This window comes from Limnofasciculus baicalensis BBK-W-15, assembly GCF_024178385.1.
GTDB lineage: Bacteria > Cyanobacteriota > Cyanobacteriia > Cyanobacteriales > Coleofasciculaceae > Limnofasciculus > Limnofasciculus baicalensis.
Map to the genome: position 1 here is coordinate 1 of NZ_JAMZMM010000249.1, position 9,143 is coordinate 9,143.

At 43.7% G+C, this 9,143-nt stretch carries 9 protein-coding genes; 6 read left to right on the forward strand and 3 right to left on the reverse strand.

Annotated features, from left to right (window positions below; translation table 11 throughout):
- A partial coding sequence (locus NJ959_RS20565; protein WP_254013611.1) for a P-loop NTPase fold protein occupies positions 1–1,321 on the reverse strand: 1,321 nt, incomplete at its 3' end.
- A 326-nt stretch (positions 1,322–1,647) separates the two neighbouring features.
- Between NJ959_RS20565 and NJ959_RS20570 the strand changes: the two genes are divergently transcribed.
- The 3 genes from NJ959_RS20570 (at position 1,648) to NJ959_RS20580 (ending at position 4,866) form a co-directional block, all read left to right on the forward strand.
- On the forward strand, positions 1,648–2,490 hold the full coding sequence (locus NJ959_RS20570; protein WP_254013612.1) for a cell division protein FtsQ/DivIB: 843 nt from the start codon (positions 1,648–1,650) through the stop codon (positions 2,488–2,490).
- Positions 2,491–2,879: 389 nt separating this feature from the next.
- On the forward strand, positions 2,880–4,145 hold the full coding sequence (ftsZ, locus tag NJ959_RS20575) for a cell division protein FtsZ (RefSeq protein ID WP_254013613.1): 1,266 nt from the start codon (positions 2,880–2,882) through the stop codon (positions 4,143–4,145).
- Between the two features lie 127 nt (positions 4,146–4,272).
- Positions 4,273–4,866: a hypothetical protein gene (locus tag NJ959_RS20580; protein ID WP_254013614.1), complete on the forward strand. Its 594-nt coding sequence runs from the start codon at positions 4,273–4,275 to the stop codon at positions 4,864–4,866.
- Positions 4,867–4,962: 96 nt separating this feature from the next.
- Here NJ959_RS20580 and NJ959_RS20585 read toward each other — a convergent pair whose 3' ends face one another.
- The gene (locus NJ959_RS20585; protein WP_254013615.1) at positions 4,963–5,367 is read right to left on the reverse strand and encodes an NIL domain-containing protein; all 405 of its coding nucleotides are present in this window, start codon (positions 5,365–5,367) and stop codon (positions 4,963–4,965) included.
- Positions 5,368–5,457: 90 nt separating this feature from the next.
- On the reverse strand, positions 5,458–6,318 hold the full coding sequence (locus NJ959_RS20590; protein WP_254013616.1) for a Uma2 family endonuclease: 861 nt from the start codon (positions 6,316–6,318) through the stop codon (positions 5,458–5,460).
- A 286-nt stretch (positions 6,319–6,604) separates the two neighbouring features.
- Here NJ959_RS20590 and NJ959_RS20595 point away from each other — a divergent pair, with 286 nt between their 5' ends.
- From NJ959_RS20595 to NJ959_RS20605, 3 genes are all read left to right on the forward strand, one after another.
- The gene (locus NJ959_RS20595; RefSeq protein ID WP_254013617.1) at positions 6,605–7,207 is read left to right on the forward strand and encodes a thioredoxin family protein; all 603 of its coding nucleotides are present in this window, start codon (positions 6,605–6,607) and stop codon (positions 7,205–7,207) included.
- A 546-nt stretch (positions 7,208–7,753) separates the two neighbouring features.
- Positions 7,754–8,602, forward strand: a complete 849-nt coding sequence (locus NJ959_RS20600; protein WP_254013619.1) for a lysophospholipid acyltransferase family protein — start codon at positions 7,754–7,756, stop codon at positions 8,600–8,602.
- A gap of 22 nt (positions 8,603–8,624) precedes the next feature.
- Positions 8,625–8,801: a hypothetical protein gene (locus NJ959_RS20605; RefSeq protein WP_254013618.1), complete on the forward strand. Its 177-nt coding sequence runs from the start codon at positions 8,625–8,627 to the stop codon at positions 8,799–8,801.
- Positions 8,802–9,143: the final 342 nt, after the last annotated feature.

Consider the following 9,143-nt stretch of genomic DNA (forward strand, 5'->3'; position numbering starts at 1 on the left):
TTTCCAGAATCGCCGACTTAAATATTGGCGTTTCTGCTAATGCTGGATTTATCCCAAACCAACGCCCCAAATCATCCCGGTATTCATAAACAAACATACTGCGTAACAAAGTTTGATATTCCTTTTCACCCTTAACACATTGCTGCTGCACAACTTGCAATAATAACTCCCATTCCCAATCCTCAACAGCCAAAGCCAAATCATCACGATATCCCTTGATCACACTCTCTAAACAACTACGAGAAAAAGGAGGATCTTCCTGTTGGAGACAATTATAGAGCAACCCTAACAAATTACGAATGTGACCACCACTAATACGACAAAGACGATCGAGAGTTTCGATACTATCAAATACTTCCTCAACCAACTCTAACCTATTGTGAGGTTCAACCTTGGGAAAGGCTCGTGTCAGGACAAGTTGTCGTAACAGCGCCATCCCTTTTGGAAACTCCCGCCCATCTCGTGACTGGATTGGCACCATCGGCAAAATTTTGGGCGCAACACCACCACCCAAGCGATTCTTGAGGGTTTCGTACTCATTAGAAAACATTAAAGATAGGGGAATAGTGTAAACCACATGACACTTCAATCGTCGCAGTTGAGAACCTCTGTCAATGAAAAGGTACTCAGGTTGGGATCTCCCTCCATGTACTGGTCTGGGATCTACCCGATCTAGATTATCAATAATTACCACTAACCCATTCTTACCCCTAGCCTTGAGTTTTTCAATAGCTGGTTGGATAATTTCTGCATTAATCGCCTCCAAAATGCTTTGGGTTCGAGGTTCGAGATGCTGTCGGAGTTTTTCGCGCATCTGAGGACTATCTTTGGTTCTAGCGGTAATTTTGGCAATCCCTACAGAAAGTTCTCCTTCCACAGATAATTCTACAGGAGTATGCAAAAAGTCTTTAATCTCACCAAATAACTTGGTAAAGTACTTAGGTTTGAGGGAAATGCCAATAGATTCCAAATTTTCACTGACAGACCTGGCAATGCTCAGTAAAATATCACTGATATCAACATCCGCCATATCGAGATCTTGAGAAGACTCAAAATAAACAACATGAAAATCTTGCTGTTCCAACTGTGCTTTAAGTCGAAACAGTTCAGTAGACTTACCACAGCCAATATGTCCAGTAAATAGCTGACAAGTAGGTTCTTCTGGTGAAAGGAGCGAGATCGTTCTCCCTAACTCCTCGACAATCCTACCACCCCGCACGCCAGAAAAATTAATATAGTACTGGCGATCGTCAGGATTGCCCATGTTCAAAGTCTTAGAAGGATTGCACGCTTTGAAAAATGTTGGTAGATGTAGTTTCATTTGTCTTCCCCCTTAGAGATACCCGCTGTATTCCTCTGCCGAATTAGTGGTGAAGGAAAAGGGCGGCAGGATCTATGCCACATAGTGAACAACCTCTTAGTATGAATAAAAAACTCGTTCTGAGAACTTACTTAGTCAAGCCATTCAACTAGAGAGTACCTTATGGATGAAAACTTGATCTCTAGGGGTTACACCCCCCTTATACCCTTATTGGCTTCAATACCTATAGCCCAGACTACTTCTGGTATAAGGGAAAACCCTGTCGTTATCGGTTATCGGTAGTAGGATTAAGCATGAATATCCTTTGCAACCCCAATCGGTAGGAGATGGCAAACATCGCATCAGTCTCTCAGGTACAATTAACCAGTCGGCGAGAAAAGCTGCGACGCGCACGCCGGATTAAATTTTGTCAGACAATCTGGCGATCGCTATTTGTCAGCGGTATAGCCAGCAGTTTAGTTTGGGCGATTACCTTACCCGATTGGGTAATTCGCAAGCCAGAGCAAATTGTGATTGAAGGCAATCACTTTCTTTCGGCGCAAACGATCCGCTCGCTGCTACCCTTGTCTTATCCCCGATCGTTGCTACGATTAGAACCGCAAGCGATCGCAGATACTCTCGAACAACAAGCTCCCATTGCCAATGCCACCGTGACTCGCCAACTGGTGCCACCGGGATTGACGGTTCAAATCCAAGAGCGCAAACCAGTCGCGATCGCACAACCACTAAAGCAGCATCAGGGTAAAACCACAGAGGTAGGATTTTTAGATGAACAGGGGGTATGGATGCCCCAGAGCAGCTATCGTTCTGTTAAGGCTAACTTGGAGTTACCAACTCTAAAAGTAATTGGCTCTAGCGAGCAATATCGTCCATACTGGAGGCAAGTTTACCAGGCTATCAGTCACTCTCCAGTCAAAGTGATTGAGATTGATTGGCAAAATCCCGCCAATTTAATCTTGAAAACCGAGTTGGGAAAAGTCCATTTAGGACCTTACAGTTCTCGATTTCCCGAGCAACTGCGGGTTTTGGATCGGATGCGAGACTTGCCAACTCACATCACCAAGAGCCAAATCGCCTATATTGACATCAAGAACCCTGATGTGCCCCTGATCCAGATGGTAAAGGAAATAGTAAAGGAAAATGCGAACTCTAAACCAGACAAAGACTAATATTGGTGGTAAGAGTGGTATAACAGAGGATTCTCCTTTCAAACAGACTCATTCTGACCCGGCTTGAGGAGTTGTATAGGTGTTCGTTGGTTTTTCGAGCAACTTAGCCTATAGTTGACTCAGATTGCTAGTTAGTCGAAGTCGGGAGCCAATAGGCTCTAGTACGAAGGGTAAGAAGAAGAAGATGTTAGCAATTGTTAGCATTTTTGGAGCGATCCATGACAGTCCCTTAACTGAAAAACTATCTAAACGGACAGCTATTGCGCTGCGCAGGCAACGCCCACAGGCTCCATTTAGGCAAGATTCAGAATCCTCCGTCAACAAGGGCGGGGGAGTGTCAAATGTAACTGATAAAGTTTAAAGTTGATTATTGACCCTGACCTATTGCAATGACGCTTAATAGTAAACTAGGGCTTATCCATCAAAGCTCTGATATCAAACTTAACGCCAATCTTTCAGTTGGAGTGGACAATACTCATCCCTTCACTAACTCTGGGTTGCAGTTTAACCAAACATCTGATTCCAAGGCAATCCCTAGGGAAGAAACCAGGAGTGACAATATCATGCCAGGTAGCGTTGCCAGAATCAAAGTTATTGGTGTCGGCGGAGGTGGGGGCAATGCTGTTAACCGCATGATCGCTGCTCAAGTCGCTGGGGTTGAGTTTTGGTCGATCAATACAGATTCTCAAGCACTCTCCCAAAGCGGCGCTCCTAAACGCTTACAAGTCGGTCAAAAGTTGACGCGGGGACTAGGTGCAGGTGGAAATCCAGCAATTGGCCAAAAAGCCGCAGAAGAATCCCGCGACGAAATTGCCCAAGCCCTAGAGGGTTCCGATTTGGTTTTCATTACGGCTGGGATGGGAGGCGGTACTGGTACAGGTGCAGCTCCGATTGTGGCGGAAGTGGCGAAAGAAATGGGAGCGCTCACTGTTGGCATAATTACTCGCCCCTTCACCTTTGAGGGCCGCCGCCGCACCTCTCAGGCAGATGAAGGGATTGCTGCCTTGCAAAGCCGGGTGGATACTCTGATCATAATTCCCAACAACAAATTGTTGTCGGTCATTTCTGAACAGACTCCAGTTCAAGATGCCTTTAGAATTGCTGATGATATCCTGCGTCAGGGGGTACAAGGTATCTCTGATATTATTACGGTACCGGGATTGGTAAATGTTGATTTTGCCGATGTGCGAGCAGTAATGGCAGATGCAGGTTCCGCTTTAATGGGGATTGGTATCGGCTCCGGCAAATCACGCGCAACAGAAGCAGCCGTGGCAGCGATTTCTTCGCCCCTACTTGAGTCTTCTATTGAAGGAGCTAGAGGGGTTGTTTTTAATATCACAGGTGGCACAGATCTTACCTTACACGAAGTTAATGCTGCTGCCGAAACGATTTATGAGGTTGTCGATCCCAACGCCAATATCATTTTCGGTGCCGTGATTGATGACAAACTTCAGGGTGAGATTAGAATTACTGTTATTGCGACTGGATTTACTGGAGAAGTGCAAGCCCCACCAGCGGTTAGAGAAGCACCTCGTTATAGCTCCCGACCAAATGTACCCCAACCCCCACCACCACCCCCTGCGCCGGATACTAGGAATAAACCAGGATTGGATATTCCTGAATTTCTGCAAAGGCGTCGTTTCCCAAAAAACTAGAGGCTCATTAATAAGTCGATAGTGGCTTGACAAGATATGTGACAAGGGGCTTAAGCCCCTTGTTAACAAGATATTTGAAATAGGTAGTTAGGTAGTTCCTGCCTCTCATTACAAGACAAACTCGTCCATGCAAAATCAACCAGCCGCTCGTTATTCATCCTCAACTCAGTCAAACGCCTATTGTCCCTCAGTGCCCATTTCCGTGTACCGGGAACTTGCAGCAGAGTTACAAGCTGCACAAGCTATGTTAGATTCCCTCAACAGTCAAAATCAGCAGTTGGTGAAACAGAATCAACAACTGCGACAAGAGGTTGAAAAAGTCCTAAATGCTACCCACAACCTCCAACAAGTTGTGACTTCATTTCCTCCTGTCGGTGGGTATCCACAAGGGGTTCCCCCAGAAAATGAGGGATCTTTTCGCCAACCTGTCATGCAATCGCCAAATCGCAAAGCAGCGGTATCTCCTCCCCCTCCCTCCTCTGGAAATGTGCCAGGGATAGGATTTCCTCCACCTCGCCAGAAATCTGAACCTGCTTCCTATCCTTATGGGGAGACGATGGTTATCGAACAGGATGATAATCGCTACCGTCGCACTCTATCTCGTGAGAATTCCTCAGAGATTAATGGTTGGTTGTTAATCTTGGCTATTGTCGCGATTGTCTTGACGGCATTTGGTACTGGATTTGTGATTGTTCGCCCTCTGTTAGGTAACAATCGTTAAGTTGTTGTTTGTTGTTTGTTGTTTGTTGTTTGTTGTTTGTTGTTTGTTTTATTACTAATAACCAATAACCAATAACCAATAACCAATAACCAATAACTAAAGATTGGTAGAAATAGCTTGAACTGGACAGGTGGGAATACACTGCTCGCAAACAATACAGCGCGATCGCGTAAAGTTGAGTTTGAAGTCTTGAGGGTTGAGGGTTAGGGCTTCTGTGGGACAGACTCCAGTGCATAAACCACAGTCAACACAGCTATTTTCATCAATTAGGATCTCGCGATCCAATAGGGAAACGTTGATGTCGTGCGATCGCATCCAATCGATAGCGGCATCTAATTGATCGATATCTCCTGATAATTCTACCACCAGCTTACCAATTTGATTCGGGGCAACCTGGGCGCGGATAATATTGGCTGCTACGTTAAAATCCCTTGCCAGTCGGTAGGTTACTGGCATTTGAACCGTGCGCTTGGGAAAGGTGAGAGTTACTCTTTTTTTCATTGTTTTGTTACAGTATTGTTATCAAGTATAAAGTTAGTTTGTAGTAGGCGATTAATCGCCTACTTTGACACTTACCTAAGTCCTGAATAGCTAGAGATCCTCTGGATTAATCCCCATCAATCTTAATCGTTGGGCTAATTTTTCAACTTGTTGTAAAGCAGATTCCTTATCAAGTCTTTCTGATTCAGCATTAAGTCTTTCTGCTTCAGCACGTTGCAAAGCAGATTCCTTATTAAGTCTTTCTACTTCAACTCGTTGTAAAGCAGATTCCTTAGCAAAACGTTCTTGTTCAAATTGTTCTTTAGGTGTCGGAATCCAGCTTCCCTGAGCGTCATACCACCGCAGCCATAACCGCTGACAACCTTGATAGTCTCCCAGCCACAATCCTATTCCTAATTCTAATTCCTCCATCCAGAATCGCGGTTCTGTTAATATTTGTTCTTGGTAACGATTTCCTCTCAAATGAAATACTCTTAGTCGATTAGTATATCGACTAAAAACAAAGTAATAGGGAATCTTGAGAATTTCTTCGTAAACTTGCCATTTAGTTGGTGGTTTATTTGGTTCTGACTCTGTTAATCCCAAATCTTCATCTTCCGTACCCGGTGAAAGGAGTTCCACCGCAATGAGAGGACTAACTTTTTCTTGCCAAAATACATAACTTAAACGGAGGTCTTTTTCTTGGTAGAATCTAGAGATACCTACAACCAAAAAGAAATCTGGTCTTTTATACCAATTGACATGCTGGGAATCGTAGTAAAGATTAAGATCGCTAGCTAAGAAAACTTGGTCGGCTGGGTAATTTGGCGGATAACAGGTATGGCACAAGAGATTAGCTTGCCAACCGTGAAATTCATCGGGCAAACCAGGTTCCTCCGGGTTTTCACTGGGTAAGTCGTACATGGTAGGCAGCGTTTCAATCGGAAGAGGCTGCGAATTTGATATGTACATGGCTTTTGTTTAATATCTATTACTAGATTATATCTTAATTAATCGTTGGACTAATTTTTCAGCACGTTGTCAAAACATAGATAGATCAATTTTCAGACATGTCAGGTACAGAGAAACCCGGTTTCTCAAAGAAACCGGGTTTCTAGGGTATACTTCATAACCATGGAATGTCCTGTATCTCTACCGGAGTCTGGTAAACTAGGGCAGATTAAGAATAAGCGCTATAATCAGTACAGCGATTTAGCGGTGGATTGTTGACCTTTATCCTTTTTTAGATTAGTTAATCATGACAGCAAAATTACCTGACTCAGTATCTCAATCCGCTCAGAAGTCTGACACGACGATGGGTACTCGCATCCGCAATTTTTTGATTGCACTGGTTGCGATCGCACTTGGTGTAGCATTGTACTTCGGATTGCAAACTCAGACGGGTACAGCCTCCCTCGAAAAGCAAGCAGAAGCATCCACACCCCTAGAAGTGGCAATGAGCAATGGCAAGCCAACTTTGATGGAGTTTTATGCTAACTGGTGTAGCTCCTGTCAAGCCATGGCACCGGATTTGGATAAATTGAAACAGCAGTATACTGACTCAGTTAACTTTGTAATGCTGAATGTGGATAACAATAAATGGTTGCCAGAAGTCGTTAAATATAGAGTAGATGGCATTCCCCATTTTGTCTTTTTTGGTTCAGACGGCAAAACGATAGCTCAAACGATTGGGGAACAACCCCGCAGTATCCTTGCCGCCAACTTAGAAGCTTTAGTAGCGAATAGCCCTCTGCCTTATACCCAAGGAAATGGAGAGGTATCTGAGTTTAATCCTCCAGTGTCAGGGATGACAGGCGCTCAAGACGATCCTCGCAGCCACGGCGCTCAAGTCAAGCAGTAGAGGCAGAAGATTATCCATCCCTTCCTTCGTGTCTTCGCGGTTTGCTAAATATAACAGCGCTTATGTTCAGGAAAACTTATCATACCCAAAAGTAATTCAAACCATTGCCCTCTATCAATTTAAGCGTTTTTCCCCCATACTCAGATACATATAAAAAATTAATTTCCGAGGCCATGAATATGGGTATGAGTTTGATTGATTGCTTAGTGATAACAGTCCTCAACACTGCTGTTTGCATTTGTTTACCAAAAGTCCTGGCGTTGATAGGATCGAATAAGCAGGCTAGTGCGAATCAAAATAAGTATGTGGCAGAAAGTAAATAATCTGAGTTTGACAACAAAGATTAACAATAGAAGAAGTTGCAGGAGTTTAAATTTTATCTTTCCTGAAACTTCTTTAGGTTTTAATTAGAGCAAATGGGATGTTTTTGAAGTACACAATAGAAACCCGGTTTCTTCAGAGAAACCGGGTTTCTATGTATCGTGAGGTTAACTGTTGCAGAATTAAAATATCTCAAGCAACACTTTGGCAAACATCAATCAACCGATGAATAACGGCAAAACCTCCACCTCCCGACAAGGTTGGTCCCTAGATGAACGAGATCCCAAAACTATTGAATCACTAATGCCTCTGTGGGAGTGGTTTTATAACTACTACTTTCGGGTGCAAACTGATGGCTGGTACCATATTCCAGAAGAGGGTAAGGTATTGCTGGTTGGCTCCCACAACGGTGGACTAGCTGCTCCAGATATGTCTATGATGATGTATGACTGGTTTCGGCGGTTTGGTACGGAGCGTCCCGTATATGGTTTAATGCACGCCAATATGTGGCAATTCGAGCTACAATTGTCAAAGCTAGCAGCTAAAACTGGGGCAGTCATCGCTCATCCGAAAATGGCGATCGCAGCTTTTGAAAAAGGTGCTAGTGTACTTGTATATCCTGGGGGAGCGCAAGATGTGTTTCGCCCTTACCAGTTGCGGGATAAAATTTACTTAGCAGGGCGACAGGGTTTCATTAAGCTGGCGCTGCGGCAAAATGTGCCAATTGTCCCGGTTATTTCTCACGGAGCGCACGATACTATAATTGTATTGGCTGATTTCTACCAACAGGTAAGAAAACTACACGATTGGGGACTATTCCCGTGGTTATTTGGACTCGATCCGCAAGTTTTCCCAATTTATCTGGGTTTACCTTGGGGATTGTCTGTTGGTCCTTTACCGAATATTCCCTTACCTGTACAGATTCACACTCGTGTTTGTGCGCCGATTGTATTTGAACATTATGGACGAGAAGCGGCGTGCGATCGCGATTATGTGAATGCTTGCTACGAAAAAGTCTGTACTCACATGCAGTTGGAGTTAGATTCTTTGGTTAGTGAAGTCGATCGGAAATAACTTAAAGTACTAATATAATCTCATGGAAACTTATCGCAAAGATCTAGATTACTGGTTTGAACGCCAACAAGAGTATCAACGCGCTCTTAAGGCAATCGAATCTAAAGGGGAAGGTACTGAAAGTGTCTGGAAACTGAAAGGGAAACTGGAAGCAGTAGAGGAAATGATTGCTTATTTGCAGAGGAGAATTGGCAGTTAAGAAAAAAATCCCCTGCCATAAAAGGTAGGGGTTATTTGTAAGGGCTGCTAAGTTGTGAGGAAAGATGTCTTTAAAGAAGATTATCTATGTTAAAGATTAAGTTATCGTTATGAGCGGATTAATTTTTGCCTCTTCCCTAGATTGCAGGTTTATGAAGTACACCCCAGAAACCCACCCCAGAAACCCGGTTTCTTCAAGAAACCGGGTTTCTATGTACCTCACATACCTAAAAATTACTACAATAGCTATTTAACTGAAATCTTGCACCAATGTTCAATAACCCCAAAAACCCGCCAGAGAATAAATTCTCTGTCTAATAGCTTAAGTCGGTTGAAACCGACT

Bases quoted from the DNA above. Each gene is read 5' to 3' on its own strand.
- NJ959_RS20580 (WP_254013614.1), top strand. From the start codon at position 4,273: ATGCAAAATCAACCAGCCGCTCGTTATTCATCCTCAACTCAGTCAAAC.
- ftsZ (WP_254013613.1), top strand. From the start codon at position 2,880: ATGACGCTTAATAGTAAACTAGGGCTTATCCATCAAAGCTCTGATATC.
- NJ959_RS20605 (WP_254013618.1), top strand. From the start codon at position 8,625: ATGGAAACTTATCGCAAAGATCTAGATTACTGGTTTGAACGCCAACAA.
- NJ959_RS20600 (WP_254013619.1), top strand. From the start codon at position 7,754: ATGAATAACGGCAAAACCTCCACCTCCCGACAAGGTTGGTCCCTAGAT.
- NJ959_RS20570 (WP_254013612.1), top strand. From the start codon at position 1,648: ATGGCAAACATCGCATCAGTCTCTCAGGTACAATTAACCAGTCGGCGA.
- NJ959_RS20590 (WP_254013616.1), bottom strand. From the start codon at position 6,318: ATGTACATATCAAATTCGCAGCCTCTTCCGATTGAAACGCTGCCTACC.
- NJ959_RS20595 (WP_254013617.1), top strand. From the start codon at position 6,605: ATGACAGCAAAATTACCTGACTCAGTATCTCAATCCGCTCAGAAGTCT.
- NJ959_RS20585 (WP_254013615.1), bottom strand. From the start codon at position 5,367: ATGAAAAAAAGAGTAACTCTCACCTTTCCCAAGCGCACGGTTCAAATG.